The sequence below is a fragment of the Streptomyces sp. NBC_00252 genome, assembly GCF_036187565.1.
Lineage (GTDB): Bacteria > Actinomycetota > Actinomycetes > Streptomycetales > Streptomycetaceae > Streptomyces.
On record NZ_CP108087.1, the window covers coordinates 1,114,733 to 1,131,474 of the forward strand.

12 protein-coding genes and 1 pseudogene are annotated in these 16,742 nt (G+C 71.5%); 6 read left to right on the plus strand and 7 right to left on the minus strand.

What is annotated here, in order from left to right; all coding sequences use genetic code 11:
• The first annotated feature begins 50 nt into the window (after nt 1-50).
• Together OHT77_RS04920 and rfbC are read left to right on the plus strand one after the other, a co-directional pair.
• Nucleotides 51-2,018 carry a glycosyltransferase family 2 protein gene (locus OHT77_RS04920; RefSeq protein WP_328826731.1) on the plus strand — a complete coding sequence of 656 codons (1,968 nt, stop codon included), beginning with the start codon at nt 51-53 and terminating at the stop codon, nt 2,016-2,018.
• A gap of 78 nt (nt 2,019-2,096) precedes the next feature.
• Nucleotides 2,097-2,705 (plus strand): dTDP-4-dehydrorhamnose 3,5-epimerase, encoded by a 609-nt coding sequence (rfbC, locus tag OHT77_RS04925; RefSeq protein WP_328826732.1) that lies wholly within the window; start codon nt 2,097-2,099, stop codon nt 2,703-2,705.
• Here the strand turns inward: rfbC and OHT77_RS04930 are convergent.
• The 6 genes from OHT77_RS04930 to OHT77_RS04955 all read right to left on the minus strand — a co-directional run bounded on the left by OHT77_RS04930 (nt 2,695) and on the right by OHT77_RS04955 (nt 9,311).
• The gene (locus tag OHT77_RS04930; RefSeq protein WP_328826733.1) at nt 2,695-3,498 is read right to left on the minus strand and encodes a class I SAM-dependent methyltransferase; all 804 of its coding nucleotides are present in this window, start codon (nt 3,496-3,498) and stop codon (nt 2,695-2,697) included. The genes rfbC and OHT77_RS04930 overlap by 11 nt on opposite strands.
• A complete protein-coding gene (gene rfbD, locus OHT77_RS04935; RefSeq protein WP_328826734.1) occupies nt 3,495-4,376 on the minus strand; it encodes a dTDP-4-dehydrorhamnose reductase in 882 nt (293 codons plus the stop codon). The genes OHT77_RS04930 and rfbD overlap by 4 nt, the downstream gene beginning before the upstream one ends.
• Entirely contained in the window at nt 4,376-5,347 is a 972-nt protein-coding gene (rfbB, locus tag OHT77_RS04940; protein ID WP_328826735.1) for a dTDP-glucose 4,6-dehydratase, read from the minus strand. Before rfbB ends, rfbD begins: the two co-directional genes overlap by 1 nt.
• Nucleotides 5,344-6,411, minus strand: a complete 1,068-nt coding sequence (locus OHT77_RS04945) for a glucose-1-phosphate thymidylyltransferase (RefSeq protein ID WP_328826736.1) — start codon at nt 6,409-6,411, stop codon at nt 5,344-5,346. Before OHT77_RS04945 ends, rfbB begins: the two co-directional genes overlap by 4 nt.
• 90 nt (nt 6,412-6,501) lie before the next feature.
• Entirely contained in the window at nt 6,502-6,786 is a 285-nt protein-coding gene (locus OHT77_RS04950; RefSeq protein ID WP_328826737.1) for a hypothetical protein, read from the minus strand.
• Between the two features lie 80 nt (nt 6,787-6,866).
• The gene (locus OHT77_RS04955) at nt 6,867-9,311 is read right to left on the minus strand and encodes a SpoIIE family protein phosphatase (RefSeq protein WP_328826738.1); all 2,445 of its coding nucleotides are present in this window, start codon (nt 9,309-9,311) and stop codon (nt 6,867-6,869) included.
• 220 nt (nt 9,312-9,531) lie between these two features.
• Between OHT77_RS04955 and lanKC the strand changes: the two genes are divergently transcribed.
• From lanKC to OHT77_RS04975, 4 genes are all read left to right on the plus strand, one after another.
• Nucleotides 9,532-12,132: a class III lanthionine synthetase LanKC gene (gene lanKC, locus OHT77_RS04960; RefSeq protein ID WP_328826739.1), complete on the plus strand. Its 2,601-nt coding sequence runs from the start codon at nt 9,532-9,534 to the stop codon at nt 12,130-12,132.
• A gap of 47 nt (nt 12,133-12,179) precedes the next feature.
• Nucleotides 12,180-12,299, plus strand: a complete 120-nt coding sequence (locus OHT77_RS04965) for a SapB/AmfS family lanthipeptide (RefSeq protein WP_266777975.1) — start codon at nt 12,180-12,182, stop codon at nt 12,297-12,299.
• A gap of 88 nt (nt 12,300-12,387) precedes the next feature.
• A complete protein-coding gene (locus OHT77_RS04970; RefSeq protein WP_328826741.1) occupies nt 12,388-14,166 on the plus strand; it encodes an ABC transporter ATP-binding protein in 1,779 nt (592 codons plus the stop codon).
• The gene (locus OHT77_RS04975; protein ID WP_328826742.1) at nt 14,166-16,103 is read left to right on the plus strand and encodes an ABC transporter ATP-binding protein; all 1,938 of its coding nucleotides are present in this window, start codon (nt 14,166-14,168) and stop codon (nt 16,101-16,103) included. The genes OHT77_RS04970 and OHT77_RS04975 overlap by 1 nt, the downstream gene beginning before the upstream one ends.
• Here the strand turns inward: OHT77_RS04975 and OHT77_RS04980 are convergent.
• Nucleotides 16,026-16,607: pseudogene (locus tag OHT77_RS04980) on the minus strand (LuxR C-terminal-related transcriptional regulator); the annotation flags it as partial. The gene OHT77_RS04975 and the pseudogene OHT77_RS04980 sit on opposite strands and share 78 nt — an antisense overlap.
• Nucleotides 16,608-16,742 lie beyond the last annotated feature (135 nt).

Sequence of the window (16,742 nt, forward strand, 5' to 3'; positions counted from 1 at the left end):
CGTTCCACAAACAGGGGACGGGCGGCGCAAACAAGGGGGCTAGTAGCCGGATGTCGGTAAAGGTCAGTGTCGTCGTCCCTGTGTACAACCCAGGGCCTTATATCGAGGATTGCATCTCCTCTCTCCTCAGGCAGTCGCTGCCCAACGATGAGTACGAGGCGATCTTCGTCGACGACGGCTCGACGGACGGCACGCCCGCGCGGCTCGACGAGATCGCCGCCGAGCACCCCCACATGCACGTCATCCACCAGGAGGCGTCGGGCTGGTCCGGCAAGCCCCGGAACGTCGGCATCGCCGCGTCCCAGGGCGAGTTCGTCATGTTCGTCGACAACGACGACTACCTCGGCGACGAGGCCCTGGAGCGGATGTACGACTACGGCGTGGCCAACGGCGCCGACGTCATCGTCGGCAAGATGGCCGGCAAGGGCCGCGCCGTGCCGGTGGAGCTGTTCCGCAAGAACTACCCGCACGCGTCGGTCGCCACCGCGCCGCTGATGGACAGCCTCACCCCGCACAAGATGCTCCGCCGCTCCTTCCTCGACCGCATCAACCTGCGGTTCCCGGAAGGGCGTCGGCGTCTTGAGGACCACGTCTTCGTGACGGAGGCCTACCTCGCCGCGGACAACGTCGCCGTGCTCAGCGACTACGTCTGCTACTACCACATCAAGCGCGAGGACGCCTCGAACGCCGGCTTCCAACGCTTCGACCCCGTCGGCTACTTCAAGAACCTGCGAGAGGCCCTCGACGTCGTCGAGAAGTACACCGAGCCCGGTGCGGCCCGCGACAAGATCTTCCGCCGCTGGCTGCGCGTCGAGATGATGGAGCGCCTCGGCGGCGGCCGTCTCCTCAAGGCCCCTGACGACTACCGCCGTGAACTCCTCAAGGAGATCCGCGGTGTCATGACCGAGCGCTTCGGCCCCGGCGTCGCGGCCGGTCTCGGCCCGCGCCTGCGCGTGGTCGCCGCCCTCGCCGCGGCCGACCGCTACGACGACCTCGTCGACCTCGCCGAGTGGGAGGCCTCCCTCAAGCCGAAGGCGGCCCCCGGCGAGATCGAGTGGCGGGACGGCAAGCTCCTGGTGCACTACCAGGCCGAGTTCGTCATCGACGGCAAGCCGGCGATCTTCCCCGCCGAGGGCGCCCCGGCGCCCAAGCACCCGGAGCCGAAGACCCTCGCCGAAGCGACCCACATGCTGACGGCCGACGCCACCCACGTCTTCAAGAAGGCCACGGCCGACTTCGTCGTCCGCGAACGCACCAGCGCCGCCTCGCACTTCCAGCCCGTGCAGATCTCGCACGAGACGGTCGCCGACGGCGACGGAGTCCGGCTGGTCCTGCACGCCACGGCCACCGTCGACCCGGCCACCGCGGCCGGCGGCTCCCCGCTGAGCAGCGGCCTCTGGGACACGTACGTCCGTGTCGTCATCGGCTCCTGGAACAAGGAGTGCCGCCTCGGCCCCGTCCCGCAGCACGGCGAGAACGCCGGGCACGCCGGTGTCGTCAGCGGCCAGGTCCTGCTCCCGTACTACACGGAGCCGCACGGCAACTTCTCCCTGGACGTCGACAAGGCGAGCAAGCGCCTCGGCCTCGCCGACCTCAAGCCCGGCGACTTCACCGTCACCGGCGCCCGCGTCGGCGTCCTGCTCCCCTTCTACGTCCCCGCCACCACTGACGTACTGCTGCGACTGACCCACAAGTCGTCCGGTACGACCCTGGACGTGCCCGGTGTGGTCTCCCCCGAGTCCTCCGGCGCACGGCTCGCGGCCGAGGTCCCGGCCGCCGAGCTGAAGGACGCGGCGTGGAACGCGTCGGTGTGCCTGACCCCGTCCGCCACCGGGCAGCGCTTCCTGGCACTGCCGGTCCGGGTGACCGGTGACGCGGGCGGTATCCGGGTGGAGGCGGCGCCGAAGGCCCCCAAGTCCGCCGAGCCGAAGCCCGCGCCGAAGCCGGTGGCAGCCAAGCCCAAGCCGGGGCTGGCCCGCCGGGTGGCCCGCAAGCTGAAGCGCGCCCTGAACAAGTAGCGGTACCCGCACGAGCAGCGGTGGCCGAACCAGCAGCACCAAGCAGCAGTGCCCGAGCAAGTCGGAGGACAAGAGAACGTGCGATCACTGGGAATCGAAGGCGCCTGGGTCCTGGAACCCAAGGTCTTCCCTGACGACCGGGGCAGTTTCCACGAGTGGTACCGCGGCGAGGAGTTCCGCGAGGCCACCGGGTACGACCTGGCTCTGTCCCAGGCCAACTGCTCGGTCTCGCGGCGCGGTGTGGTGCGCGGAGTGCACTTCTCCGACGTACCGCCGAGCCAGGCGAAGTATGTGAAGTGCGTGCGCGGCGCCGTCCTCGACGTGGTCGTGGACATCCGCGTCGGCTCTCCCACGTTCGGTCAGTGGGAGGCCGTCCGGCTGGACGACGAGAACAGGCACGCCGTGTTCCTCGCGGAGGGTCTCGGGCACGCGTTCATGGCCCTGACCGACGACGCGACGGTCGTCTACCTCTGCTCCACGGGCTACGCGCCCGGCCGTGAGCACGGGATCAACCCGCTGGACCCGGCGCTCGGCATCGCCTGGCCCGAGGGCTTCGAGCCGGTGCTGTCGGACAAGGACGCCGAGGCGCCGACACTGGCAGAGGCGGAGCAGTCAGGACTTCTTCCGTCCTACGCGGACTGCTCCGCCTACTACGAGCGACTGCGGAGTGGAAAGCTCAGCGACTGACGCTGAGCTGCTCCACCGAGCGGCGCAGGGGCTCCCAGCCGCGGGACCGCTTGGTCCCGCGGTCCCGCGCTTTGGCGAGGGGGCCCCAGAAGCCGGCACCGAGCAGCGCCTCGGGCTTCACCGCGGTGGTGCGCTCCAGGATCGCCTCGGGCACCTTCTGCGGGTCCGGGACCTCGAACTCGGCGACGATCTCGTCGTACTTGTCCTTGAGGACCGTGCTGGTGGGATCCGCGCCGAAGACCACGAGCTGGCCGGTGGGCTGCGTGTCGACCAGGACCGTCACCAGGTCGGGACGGTAGCGGGCGAGGATCTCGACCAGCTTGTAGACGTCACCGGTCCAGGCGTCGGTGTGCCGGTCCCTGGCGGCCTCGTCGATGCTGCGCGGCAGCATGTCGTCGAAGACGATGACGCTGGCCCAGTCCGAGTGCTTCTCCACGTTGATGAAGTCGCGCAGCGCGTACTCGAACAGGTGCATGCCGTCGATGAACGACAGGTCCAGCGTGGTGGTCCGCCACCAGCCCAACGGGCTGCGGTTGCGGGCCAGTTGACGCAGGGGGTGCCGACCGCCGCGCAGGTGGACCAGCGGGTTGTCCCGAGCGAAGAAGTCGTCGCTGGTCGCCTTGGCCAGGTGGACGTCACAGCGGATCTCCGTGACCACCTTGAACGCGGGATCGATCGCGACGCTGGGCACCCGGGAGAGCGTCAGGCTGCGGCCGTCGTTGACGCCGATCTCCAGGTAGTTGCGGTTCGCGGTTGACTTGTGGAGCCCCCGCAGGAACTCATGACGTTTCACGAAGAAATCTCCTTGCGGATGTGAGGAAGTGCTTCGTGCAGGGCGGACCGCCAGTCCCTCGGCGATTCCAGACCGACCTCCCGCCACCGCTCGTGCCCGAGGGCGCTGTAGGCGGGGCGGGGCGCGGGACGGACGAAGGCCGCGCTGGTGGTGGGGCGGACACGCTCCGGATCGGCGTCGATGAGCCGGAACACCTCCTGTGCGAAACCGTGCCAGCTGGTCTCGCCGGAGCTGGTCGCGTGGAACACCCCGTGCGCGCCTTCGACTTGGCCGATACGGGCGCCGAGATCGGCGATCCGTACGGCGACGTCGGCGGTCCAGGTCGGTTGACCGCGCTGGTCGTCGACGACGTCGAGAGTGTCGCGACGTGCCTCCAGCCCGATCATCGTGCGGACGAAGTTACCCCCACTGGCTCCGTACAGCCAAGCCGTGCGCACGACCGCGCTCCTACCGGGCAGTTCGGCCAACACGGCCTGCTCTCCGGCGAGTTTGGTCCGGCCGTACGCGGTGCGGGGCGCGGTGGGATGGGTCTCCGGGTACGGCGTGCTGCGGGCCTCGCCGTCGAAGACGTAGTCGGTGGAGACGTGCACCAGCCGCGCGCCCGAGGCGGCGCAGGCGCGGGCGAGGAGCCGGGGCCCCTCGCCGTTGATGCGAAGGGCCCGCTCCTCGTCGGTCTCGGCGTCGTCCACGGCGGTGTACGCCGCGCAGTTCACCACCACGTCGGGGTGGTGCTCCGCGAACGCCCGGTCCACCGACGCGGGGTCGGTGATGTCCAGGGCGGCGCGGTCGAGACCGACGAACTGCTCACCGCGCCGGGCGAGTTCCTCCAGCACATCGTGGCCGAGCATCCCGCCGGCACCGGTGACCAGCCACTTCATCAGCCGCGCTCCACCCGTGCCTTGAGGGGCTCCCACCAGGCCCGGTTGTCGCGGTACCAGGCGACGGTGTCGGCCAGTCCCGTGGTGAAGTCGTGCTTCGGGGTGTAGCCGAGCTCGTCGTGGATCTTGGACCAGTCGACGGAGTAGCGCAGGTCGTGGCCCTTGCGGTCCTCGACGCGCTCGACCCGGTCCCAGTCCGCGCCGCAGGCCTCGAGCAGGAGACCCGTGAGCTCCTTGTTGCTCAGCTCGGTGCCGCCGCCGATGTTGTAGACCTCGCCGGCGCGGCCCTTGGTGCGCACCAGCTCGATGCCCTGGCAGTGGTCCTCGACGTGCAGCCAGTCGCGGACGTTGAGGCCCTCGCCGTAGAGCGGGACCTTCTTGCCGTCGAGGAGGTTGCTGACGAACAGCGGGATGACCTTCTCGGGGAACTGGTGCGGCCCGTAGTTGTTCGAGCAGCGGGTGACGCGGACGTCCAGGCCGTGGGTGCGGTGGTAGGCCAGGGCGAGCAGGTCCGAGGACGCCTTCGACGCGGAGTACGGCGAGTTGGGCGCGAGGGGGTGGGTCTCGGGCCAGGAGCCGGACTCGATGGAGCCGTAGACCTCGTCGGTGGAGATGTGCACGAACGGGGTGCGGTAGCGCAGGGCCGCGTCCAGCAGGACCTGGGTGCCCACCACGTTGGTGCGGACGAAGTCGGCGGCGCCGTTGATCGAGCGGTCCACGTGGGACTCGGCGGCGAAGTGGACGACCTGGTCCGCCTCGGCCATCAGCTTGTCGACCAGTTCGGCGTCGCATATGTCGCCCTGGACGAACTCGAGGCGCGGATGGTCGAGTTCGAGGTTCTCGAGCGTGCCGGCGTACGTGAGCTTGTCCAGCACCGTGATGCGGGGCGCGTCAGGGGCGTCCGAGGCGAGGAGCGTGCGGACGTACGTGGAACCGATGAAGCCGGCGGCGCCGGTGACGAGGAGATTCATGAACGGATCTGCACCTTGCTGTGGTCTCCGAGAACGAGGCGGTGGGCGCTGGGTACCCCCGGAGCGGGGGTCACTTCGACGTGCTTGCCGATGAGCGAGGACTCGATCCGGCCCACCCCGGCGATGGACGAGTCCTGCAGCACTATGGAGAACTCCAGCTCACTGTCCGTGATCCGGCAGTTCTCCGCGACCGAGGTGAACGGTCCGATGTAGGAGTCGCTCACGACGGTTCCGGAACCGATGACGACGGGTCCGACGATGCGCGAACGCTCGATGCGCGCGCCTTCCTCGATGACCACGCGGCCGATGGTCTCGGAGATGTCGTCGACCTCGCCGTCGATCCGGCGGTCCATGCTCTCCAGGACGGTCCGGTTGACCTCGAGCATGTCGACGACGTTGCCCGTGTCCTTCCAGTAGCCGTGGATGACCGAGGAGCGCACGTCGGCGCCGTCGTCGATCAGCTGCTGGATGGCGTGGGTGATCTCGAGCTCGCCGCGCCAGGACGGCTTGATGGCGCGCACGGCGTCGTGGATGGCGGGCGTGAAGAGGTAGACACCGACCAGAGCGAGGTCGCTCTTGGGGTGCTCCGGCTTCTCCTCCAGGCCGATGACCTGGCCGGATTCGCTGAGTTCGGCGACGCCGAAGGAGCGGGGGTCGGGCACGTGGGTGAGCAGGATCTGCGCGTCGGGCTTGTTGGACTGGAAGCCCTCGACGAGTCCGGTGATGCCGCCGACGATGAAGTTGTCACCGAGGTACATCACGAAGTCGTCGTCGCCGAGGTATTCGCGCGCGATCAGTACGGCGTGGGCCAGTCCGAGGGGACGGTCCTGCGGGATGTAGGTGATCTGCAGGCCGAACTTCGACCCGTCACCCACCGCCTCCTCGATCTCCGCCGCGGTGTCACCGACGATGATGCCGACCTCGGTGATTCCCGCGTCGGCGAGCGATTCGAGCCCGTAGAAGAGGACGGCCTTGTTGGCCACCGGGACGAGCTGTTTTGCCGATGTGTGTGTGATCGGCCTCAGGCGGGATCCAGTGCCGCCGGAGAGAACGAGAGCCTTCATCGCTTCACCTTAGCGTCATCTTTGGACGCGCATCGTTCCCCCCTGTGTTCGTTTGTTACGACCAGCCAACAATGAGCCGAACGCGAGGTGTCAGGGTGCGGTTGGGCCGGAGGTGCCGCCCGCCGCGCGCTGCACGTCCGCCTCGACCTCGGCCCGGTCGAGGTCCTCGTCCTTGGCGTACTCGTTCAGCGCGGCCTGGGCGTCGCGGGCGAGGTCGCGCCAGGCCCGCCAGGCGGTCTCGTAGGTGTCGGTCTGGAACTCGGTCCAGGGTTCGTGGGCGGGGGCTCCCAGGGAGTCGCGCATCTCCTGGACCCGGGCGCGTGCCGCTTGGGCCGCGCGCTGCTTCTCGACCAGTTCTTCGAAGGTGTGTGCCACAAGCAGGCACCTCATCACACCGGGCCCGCGCGACCGTCCCGACCTGCCGTTACGTGCCGTAGAGGCACCCGTGCGGCCGTCTAGCGGTCGAGGGCGATCTCCGCCCACACCTGTTTGCCGCCGCTCACCGGCACGGTGCCCCAGGCCGCCGACATGGCCTCGACGAGGAGGATGCCGCGGCCGCCGGTGGCCTCCCAGCCGATGCTGGTCGGTTTGACCGGGGTGCGGGGCGAGGAGTCGGCGACGGCGACGCGGAAGCGCCGGTTGACGAGGGTGAGGTCGAGGCGGACGGGGCCGTCGGTGTGCACCAGGGCGTTGGTGACCAGCTCGGAGACGACCAGGAGGATGGTGTCGGTCTCCTCGGTGACGCCCCAGGTGCGCAGGGTCCGCCGGGTGAAGCGGCGGGCGTGCCGGGCGGCCTCGGGGACGCGCCAGACCGTCCAGTTCTCGCGCCGGGGGCGGGTGGCGAGGCCGTCGTAGCGCATGAGGAGCAGGGCGACGTCGTCCTCGCGGCGGGCGTTGCCGAGCAGGGCGTCGGCGACGAGGCCGAGGTGGGCGGGGTCGGAGACGGCGAGGCCGTGGGCGAGGCGGTCGAGGCCCTCGTCGATGTCGGCCTCCTTGGACTCGACGAGGCCGTCGGTGGTGAGGGCGACGACGGTGCCGGGCTGGAGCCGGAGGGGGCTCATGGGGAACTCGCCCTGGACGACCACGCCGAGCGGCGGTCCGCCCTCCGCGTAGGGGATCTCGGTGCTGCCGTCCGGGTGACGCAGGACGGGTGGCAGGTGACCGGCCCGCACGTACCAGGCGGAACCTTCCTCCAGATCGACGTCGACGTAGCAGCAGGTGGCGAAGAGGTCGGTCTCCAGGTCGATGAGCAGGCGGTTGGCGTGCGAGACGACGACGTCCGGGGGGTGTCCCTCGACGGCGTAGGCGCGCAGCGCGGTGCGCATCTGGCCCATGAGGGTGGCGGCGCCCGCGTTGTGGCCCTGGACGTCGCCGATGACGAGGGCGACGTGGTTGTCGGGCAGCGGGATCACGTCGTACCAGTCGCCGCCGACCTCGAGCCCTGCGGTGGTCGGCAGATAGCGGGCGACGGCGACCGCGCCGGGGAGTTTCGGCAGGCGGCGCGGGAGCAGCTGGCGCTGGAGCATGCCGACGAGTTCGTGCTCGGCGTCGAAGGCGTGGGCGCGCATGAGGGCCTGGCCCGCGAGACCGGCGGAGGCGGTGAGGAGGGCGCGCTCGTCGGGGCCGAAGACGTGTGGGGCGTCCCAGCCGATGAGGCAGGCGCCGGAGACCCGGCCGCCGGCGGACAGCGGGAGGACGGCGAGGCCACCGGGTCCGACCTCGGCGAGGGCGGGTTCCAGGTCGGTGCCGGCGGGCCAGATCGCGGCGCGGCCCTCGCGCAGGGCGGCGGCGAGGGTGGGCATCGCGCGGACCGGCGCGTCGGGCCATTCGCTGCGCCACTCCAGGCGCCACAGCTCGGGCCAGGCCTCCGGTTCGGGCGGGTCGAGGACGGTGACGACGAGCCGGTCGCCCTCCAGTTCGGCGAGCGCGATCCGGTCGGCGCGCAGCGGCTTGCGCAGGGCGGCGACGACGGCCTGGCTGACGTCGCGGACCGTGCCGGCCATGGCGAGGGCGGCGGCGAGGCGCTGGACGCGGGCCACGTCGTTGACGCCGGAGCGCAGCTGGGAGGCGTCGCCGACGGTGCCGACCAGGCGGGCGGGGCGGCCGTCGCCGCCGGGCAGGAGCCGCCCGCGCAGCCGCAGCCACTTGGGTGTTCCGGAGGGCTGCAGGACCCGGAACTCCAGTTCGCGGTCGCCGATGGCCATGTGGTCGGCCTCGACGACGGACATCAGGGAGGGCAGGTCCTCCGGGACGGTCATCCCGAGCAGGGTCTCGACCCGGCCGTCGAACTCGTCCGGGCCGAGTCCGAACAGGTCCAGGACCTCGTCGCCGATCTCGACCCGCCCGGTGTCCATGGCCAGGTCGAACGCACCCGCCGCAATGTCCTCGCCGGCGGCGGCCTGGTCGGGCACCGGGATCGCGACCGCCTCGGTGATCAGCGCGAGGCACGCGCGGTCGTCGGCGTCGAAGCCTTCCGTGCGCTCGCTCACCGCGAGGAGGCAGCCGCCGCCCCCGTCATCGTGCACGGGCAGTGCCGCCAGGTGGAACTCCGCCGAGGGCAGCCGCCGCGAGTCGCCGCCGGCGGCCAGTTCGGCGGGGCCGAGCCACACCGCGTGTCCGGCCCGCCACGCCTCGGCGGCCGGCGCTCCCCCGGACGCCGGATACCCGTCCCGCAGCCCGTACAGCGTGCGCGGCACCCCGACCGTCTCGACCAGGCACAGCAGGTCGCCGTCGGCTCCGGGGGTGTACACCCCGGCGAAGCTCGCACCGGCGAAGACGAGGGCCTGTTCGAGGACCCGGCGCAGCCGTTCGCGGGGGTCGAGGTCGACGGTGAGCGTTTTGAGGGCAAGTTCGGCACGCAGCGTTCGCGTTCCGCGTCCCTCAGCGCCCTCACTGACCACGTCCGCAATTACAGCGCTTATGCGCCGACTGCGCAGCCCCTGTGACCGTTCCGTGTGACCGTTCCGTGGCGATGAGGGACCAGATGGACCCTTCTCGGGCTCGAAAGGTGCCGAACAAGTCTTTACGCGTGCGTACCGCACGGGTTTCTCGTGACAGGCGTGACTGTCCCCCTCCGTGGCCCGGCTGGGAGATTCGAGCCGGGCCACAGAGGGGGACGACATGGACAAGCGGTACGAGGTGTACGCGCTCGCCGACAGACACTTCTACGAGACACCGGACCGCCTGTCCTCAGCCGGCGCGGAGACCGCGGCGCCCCTGTTCGAGACGGCGCGCCGCGAGGTCCCGGAGGGCTGGAGCTCGGCCCGCATCGGCGACTGGCTGACGCTGACCCCGCTCGACGAGGACGGCGGCCCCTTGGCCGGGCCGGCCCAGGGCTGGAAGATCCACGCCTCGGCCATTCGAGCGAACGCGGACCGTGTCGCCGCGATCGTGTGGGACTACTGCGTGCCGCGCCGCATCCCGTTCAAGTTCGTCCCGGGCCCGCACCTGCTGCACCTGCGCAACACGAAGTACGCGGGCCGCGACACCAGCGGCAAGTTCGTCACGATCTACCCCGCCGACGAGGCTCAACTCCAAGAGATTCTGGGCGAGTTGGGCAAGCTCCTGGAGGGCTTCGAGGGCCCGTACATCCTCACCGACCTCCGCTGGAACGACGGCCCGCTCTACGTCCGCTACGGCGCGTTCGCCCGCGCCTTCGTCGTCGACGAGCGGGGTTCGCTGGTCTCGGCGGTGCGGGACGGCTCGGGCGCGTTGGTGCCGGACCGGCGGGCGCCGTCCTTCCAGGTCCCGGAGTGGGTGACCCTGCCGGCGTTCCTGGAGCCGCAGCTCGCGGCGCGCAACACCACGACGGTGGGCGAACTCCCGTACCGCATCGAGAAGGCGCTGCACTTCTCGAACGGCGGCGGGGTCTACGCGGGCACCGACACCCGGGACGGCCGCAAGGTCGTCCTCAAGGAGGGGCGTCCGCACGCGGGGCTCGCCTCGGACGGCGCCGACGCGATCGTGCGCCTGGAGCGGGAGAAGCTGGCGCTGGAGCGGGTCGCCGGGACCGGGGTGGTGCCCGAGGTGCGGGACTGGTTCCTGCTGGGTGAACACCGGTTCCTGGTCATGGACTTCATCGAGGGCCGCCCCCTCAACTCCTTCTTCGCGGAACGGCATCCGCTGCTCACCCCGGACCCCGACCCGGACGCGGTCGCCGCGTACACGGCGTGGGCGCTGCGGATCCACGCGGCGGTCGAGCGGGCGATGGAGGCGGTGCACGAGCGCGGGATCGTCTTCAACGACCTGCACATCTTCAACGTGATCGTCGCGCCCGACGAGGAGTCGGTGTTCCTCATCGACTTCGAGGCGGCGGCTCCGGCCGAGGAGAACGGCCGACAGGTCGTCGCGCATCCGGGCTTCTTCGCGCCGCCGGACCGTCGGGGCATCGACATCGACCGGTACGCACTGGCCTGTCTGCGGCTCGCCCTGTTCCTGCCGGTGACCACGCTGTTCGTCGTCGACCGCGGCAAGGCGGCGCATCTGGCCGAGGTGATCGCGGGCCAATTCCCGGACGTGCCGAAGGAGTTCCTGGACAAGGCGGTCACGGAGATCACCCGGGGCACGGACACGGTCGCCCCGGCCTTCGTACGCCCCGGCGACTGGCCCTACAGCCGTGACTCGATGGTCAAGGCCATCCTCGCCTCGGCGACCCCCGACCGCGACGACCGGCTCTTCCCCGGCGATGTCGCCCAGTTCTCCGACGGCGGCGGACTCGGCCTGGCGCACGGCGCTGCCGGTGTCCTGTACGCCCTCGACGCGACCGGCGCCGACCGCCACGAGGAGGGCGAACGCTGGCTCCTCGACCGCACCGCACCGCCCCCGGTCGGCACCCCGCTCGGTCTCTACGACGGCCTCGCGGGCGTCGCCCACGTCCTCGACCGGCTCGGCCACCGCCGACGCGCCCTCGACCTGATCGACGGCATCCTCGCGGAGCGCTGGCAGAACCTCTCCTCCGACCTGCACGGCGGTCTCGCGGGGCTCGGCCTGGTCCTGGGCCAACTGGCCGCCGACACCGGCGAGTCGGAGCTGCGTGAGCGGGCGGCGGAGGCCTCGGACATCCTCGTACGGCGCCTCGCCGAACCACGTCCCGCCTCGCCCCAGCGACGGGCCGGACTGCTCCGGGGTGCGAGCGGTCCCGCGCTGTTCCTGCTGCGGCAGTACGAGTCGACGGGCGACAAGGGCCTGCTCGACGCGGCAACTGCCGCTCTGCGCCAGGACCTTGAGTGCTGTGTCGTGCAGCGCGGCGGCGGTCTGGAGGTCGACGAGGGCTGGCGGACGCTGCCGTACCTCGGCGACGGAAGCGTGGGCCTGGGCATGGTCCTGGACGACCTCCTGGCCCATGTCCCCGACGAGACAGGGGAGTTCGAGCGCGCCCACGCCGGCATCCTCGCCGCCGCGACCTCCCGCTTCTACGCGCAGCCCGGTCTCTTCCAGGGCCGCGCCGGGATGGTCCTGCATCTCGCCCGGACGACCGCGCCGGGCGCCGCAGCCGACCGGCTCGCCGAACAGGTCGCGGGCCTGGGCTGGTTCGCGATGTCGTACGAGGGCCAACTCGCCTTCCCCGGGCACCAGATGATGCGGCTCTCCATGGACCTCGGCACCGGTACCGCCGGGTGTCTGCTCGCGCTCGGCGCGGCCTTCGGCGATGCCGAGTCGGCCCCCGGGCTGCCCTTCCTGCCGCCGCTCCGGCGGCCCCTCAAACGCGGCTCCGCGATCTGACGGAGTCGTGACACCACCACCCCGTCCCCACAACGAAAGGACATCTCATGGCACTTCTCGACCTGCAGACGATGGAATCCGACGAGAACAGCAACGGCGGCGGCGGCGCGAGCACCGTCAGCCTGCTCTCCTGCGTCAGCGCCGCGAGCATTCTGCTGTGTCTCTGACAACACGGTGAGTCCACGGCTCCGGGCGACCCCCTCCTTCGAGGGGGCCGCCCGGGGTCCACGCCATGTCACCCCGAGGGACCGCCGTATGACGACACAGGCCGAGGGCGACCCGGTGACCGGTCCGCTGCTGCGGTCGGCCGTCCGTGCCGCCGGGGTGCGCTGTGCGGTGCTGGGCGCGGTCGGTACGGCGTCCACGGCGGCCGCGCTGCTGCTGCCCGCCGTGCTCGGGCGGACCCTGGACCACCTGCTGGCGCACGCCCCGGCGGCGCGCTGGGTGTGGGGGTGCGCCGGGCTCGTGCTGCTGATCGGACTGCTGGACGCCTGCGAAACAGTGCTCGGCGGCACGGTCGCGGCGGGCTCGACGGCATGGCTGCGCCGACGCGTCACCGGACATGTACTTGCCCTCGGACCCCGCGCCAACACCCGTTTCGGCTCAGGGGAATTGGTGGCCCGACTGGTGGGCAACGCCGCACAGGCCGGGACGGCACCGGGTGCGGTGGCAGCCCTGCTCGCGGCGCTGGCGGGACCGGTCGGAGGCGTGGTCGCGCTGGCGTTGATCGACCCATGGCTGGCAGCGGTGTTCCTGGCCGGGGCACCGATCCTCACCTTCCTGCTCCGCGCCTTCGCCCGCGACACCTCGGAGTGCGTGACCCGGTACCAACAGATCCAGGGACGGATGGCGTCGGCGCTCACAGAGGCGATCGGCGGCTTCCGCACGATCCAGGCGGCGGGCACGGCGGACCGTGAGGCGGCACGCATCCTGCGACCGCTCCCCGACCTCTCCCGCGCGGGCCACCGCATGTGGCGGGTACAGGGCCGGGCCGCCGCACAGGCGGTCGCCGTGGCCCCCCTGCTGCAACTGTCCGTCGTCGCCGTGGCGGGCTACCTCCTCACCAGACACCGCCTGACGGTGGGCGAGGTGCTGGCCGCGTCCCGATACGCCGTACTGGCGACCGGAGTCGGCGTCCTCGTCGGCCAACTGTCGGGCCTCGTCCGCGCGAAGGCGGCAACCCGACGTCTGGACGAGATCCTGACCGTACCGACCCCCGCCCACGGACACCGACAACTCCCCCCGGGTCCAGGCCACTTGGAGCTACGAGGCGTGACCGCCCGGCACGGCAAACGCACCGTCCTCGACGGCATCGACCTCGTGATCCCCGGCGGTACGACCCTCGCCGTCGTCGGCCGCTCCGGCGCCGGCAAGTCACTCCTCGCGGCGATCGCGGGCCGTCTGACCGACCCGGACGCGGGCGAAGTCCTCCTCGACGGCGTCCCGTTGCACGCCCTGCGCCACGACGCGCTCCGCACCGCGATCGGCTACGCCTTCGACCGCCCGGCGCTCCTCGGCACGACGATCGAGGACACGATCGCCTTCGGCCCGCACCCGCCGTCCCCCGCCCGCGTCAGAGAAGCGGCACGTCTCGCCCACGCGGACCCCTTCATCCGCCGCCTCCCGCACGGCTACGCCACCCGCGTCGCCGACGCGCCCCACTCCGGCGGCGAGTCCCAACGCCTGGGCCTGGCAAGGGCGTTCGCCCACGACACCCGCGTCCTGATCCTCGACGACGCCCTCTCCAGCCTCGACACGATCACCGAACACCGCATCACCAACTCCCTCACCGGCCCCGACACCACAGGCACCCGTCTCCTCATCGCCCACCGCGCCACGACGGCGGCCCGCGCGGACCTGGTGGCGTGGCTGGACGGGGGGCGGGTGCGAGCGGTGGGCACGCATACGGAGTTGTGGGGGTCGGCGGGTTATCGGGGGGTGTTCGGGGAGGCCGAGGGGGTGGGGGGCGCCGGGGAATCGGGCCGTTCAGCGAGGGCATTGCCCAAAGCGGGTGCACAGGGCGGGGCGGCCTGATGCGGAGCGAATCCACGCGGTCCACCGGGACCCACGCCCACAGCAACGCCCCTGCCGAGTCGACGCAGGCCACACCACCCACCGACGCTCACCACACCGGCACCCTCCCCCACCGCGGCCTCCGCTTCCTGCTCGCCCGCCGCCCCGTGCTCATCCGTCTCGCCCTCTGGTCCGTGCTGGAGACAGGGCAGACGTTCCTCGTCGGCTACGGGCTCGCCCGTGCGCTGGACGCGGGGTTTCTCGTCGGGCGAAGTGCCGTCGGGCTCGGTTGGCTCGGGTTGGCGGGGATCGGGGTGGTCGTCGGGGCGTTCGGTACCGGGCGCGTCTATCGCGGTGTCGCCGATCTCGTCGAACCGCTCAGGGACCGGCTCGTGGAGCGGGTCGTCGTGCGCGGGGTGCGGGAGGGGAACGGCGGGGCGTTGTCCGGGCTGACCCAGCAGGTGGAGCTGGCCCGGGACACCTTCGCCGGGCTGGTGATGGTGTCCCGGTCGTTCCTGTTCACCGCCGTGGGCGCGCTCGCCGGACTGTGCTCGCTCGACCCGCTGCTCCTGCTCGTCGTCGCACCCCCGCTCCTCGCCGGGGTCTCCCTCTTCGCGGCGACCCTGCGTCCGCTGGCCCGGCGGCAGGAGACCTTCCTCCTCGCCGACGAAGCCCTCGCCGACGGCCTAGGCACGGTCTGCCCAGGGCTGCGCGACATCACGGCGGCCGGTGCCGAGGAACAGGTCGCCGCCGACACCGCCCGCCTCGTCGACACCGAGTTCCGCGCCGCCCGTTCCCTGGCCCGCTGGGGTGTCCTGCGCGTCGCGGCCCTGGCGATCGGCGGCCAGTTGCCGATCGTGCTGCTCCTCGCCACCGCCCCCTGGCTCCTCGGTCACGGCGTCACCCCGGGCGGCCTGGTCGGCGCCCTCGCCTACGTCACCCAGTCCCTGCTCCCCGCCCTCCAGAACCTGGTCCACGGCCTGGGCACCAGCGGCTCCCGCCTCACGGTCGTCCTGCGCCGCCTGACACCGGCGTCGGTCACACCACCCCCGATGCCGACACCGCCTGAGACACCCGTCCCCCACCTCATCACCCCACCCGCCCTCACCCTCACCTCCGTGACCTTCGCCTACGGCACCGGCGGCGACCCCGTCCTCCGCGACCTCACCCTCGCCCTCCCTCAAGGCGCCCACCTGGCCGTCGTAGGCCCGAGCGGTATCGGAAAGTCCACGCTCACCGCTCTCGCCGCCGGACTGCTGCGACCCGGCCACGGCACGATCCGGATGTACGGCCGACCGGTGTCCGAGACCCACGCCCAGCGCGTGCTGATCCCCCAGGAGGCCTACGTCTTCAGCGGGACCCTCGCCGAGAACCTCGGCCATCTGCGGCCGGACCCGGTCCCGGAGTCGGAGCTGCTGGCCGCGGCGGAGGCCGTAGGGCTGACCGCGTTGCTCAAGAGCCTCGGCGGGCCCGGCGCCCCGGTCGACCCTTCGGCGCTCTCCGCCGGTGAGCGGCAGTTGATCGCGCTGACGCGCGCCTATCTGTCGTACGCGCCGCTCGCTCTTCTCGACGAGGCGACCTGTCATCTCGATCCGGAGGCGGAGGAGCGGGCGGAGCGGGCGTTCGCCGCGCGGGAGCGGCCCGGCGGGGCGCTGGTCGTCGTGGCGCATCGGATCAGTTCGGCGCGGCGGGCCGGGCGGGTGCTGGTGATGGACGGGCGGGAGACCGCGCTCGGCACGCACGACGATTTGCTCCGTCGCTCTCCGCTCTATCGGGACCTGGTCGGCAGCTGGTCGTCAGAGCCAGCCCTCGCCCTGGGAGATACGGATCGCGTCGATGCGGTTGCGGGCTCCGGTCTTGCGGGTGATGGCCGCCATGTAGTTGCGCACGGTCCCGTGGGACAGGTGCAGATTCCCGGCGATCTCCGCGATGGAGGCCCCCTCGGCGGCCAGGGTTAACACGCTCAGCTCTCTTCGTGTCAGCGGCATCTCCGCGGCCTTGAGGAATCCGAAGCCCAGGGAGTCGTCAACGAAACGTTTCCCCGCGGCGACCCGGCGGATGGCGTGCACCAGCCGGTCCGGCGGGCTCGCCTTGTCGACATAGCCGAGCGCTCCCTCCTGCAGAGCGCGTTTCAGCAGGCCCGGGCGGTGCGCGGTGGCCAGCACGAGGAGGCCCGGCGGGGTCGGGCCGGTGCCGCGCGGGCCGACTTCGCCGAGCGGCGGGATGCCGTACGTGTCGGCGCAGTCGAGGTCTGCCGCGCAGACGTCCGGCCGGACGGACCGGACGCGACCGGGTGCGGTGCGCCACGGGGTGTCGTAGACCCCGAGGTCGGGTTCGCGGCGGAGCCATTCCGCGAGGACCGATCGCACCAGACAGGCGTCGTGCACCAGAAGTAGCCGGATCACTGCCGTCCCCTCAACTAGCTGTTCGCCGGTTCCACGGTGGTTACACGGGTGCCCCATTGTTCGCGACCGCGACCGCGTCTGGGGCCGGAGTTCCGGCCAACAGGGTGCGCGGGGGCGCACGCGGGGCGCCCGTCCGCCGCCGCGCGCTTCGATTCGGGGGGTATACGACCCGGGTCTCGGGGGTACGGACAC

Bases quoted from the DNA above. Each gene is read 5' to 3' on its own strand.
- OHT77_RS04920 (WP_328826731.1), top strand. From the start codon at position 51: ATGTCGGTAAAGGTCAGTGTCGTCGTCCCTGTGTACAACCCAGGGCCT.
- rfbD (WP_328826734.1), bottom strand. From the start codon at position 4,376: ATGAAGTGGCTGGTCACCGGTGCCGGCGGGATGCTCGGCCACGATGTG.
- rfbB (WP_328826735.1), bottom strand. From the start codon at position 5,347: ATGAATCTCCTCGTCACCGGCGCCGCCGGCTTCATCGGTTCCACGTAC.
- OHT77_RS04945 (WP_328826736.1), bottom strand. From the start codon at position 6,411: ATGAAGGCTCTCGTTCTCTCCGGCGGCACTGGATCCCGCCTGAGGCCG.
- lanKC (WP_328826739.1), top strand. From the start codon at position 9,532: ATGGACAAGCGGTACGAGGTGTACGCGCTCGCCGACAGACACTTCTAC.
- OHT77_RS04965 (WP_266777975.1), top strand. From the start codon at position 12,180: ATGGCACTTCTCGACCTGCAGACGATGGAATCCGACGAGAACAGCAAC.
- OHT77_RS04970 (WP_328826741.1), top strand. From the start codon at position 12,388: ATGACGACACAGGCCGAGGGCGACCCGGTGACCGGTCCGCTGCTGCGG.
- OHT77_RS04975 (WP_328826742.1), top strand. From the start codon at position 14,166: ATGCGGAGCGAATCCACGCGGTCCACCGGGACCCACGCCCACAGCAAC.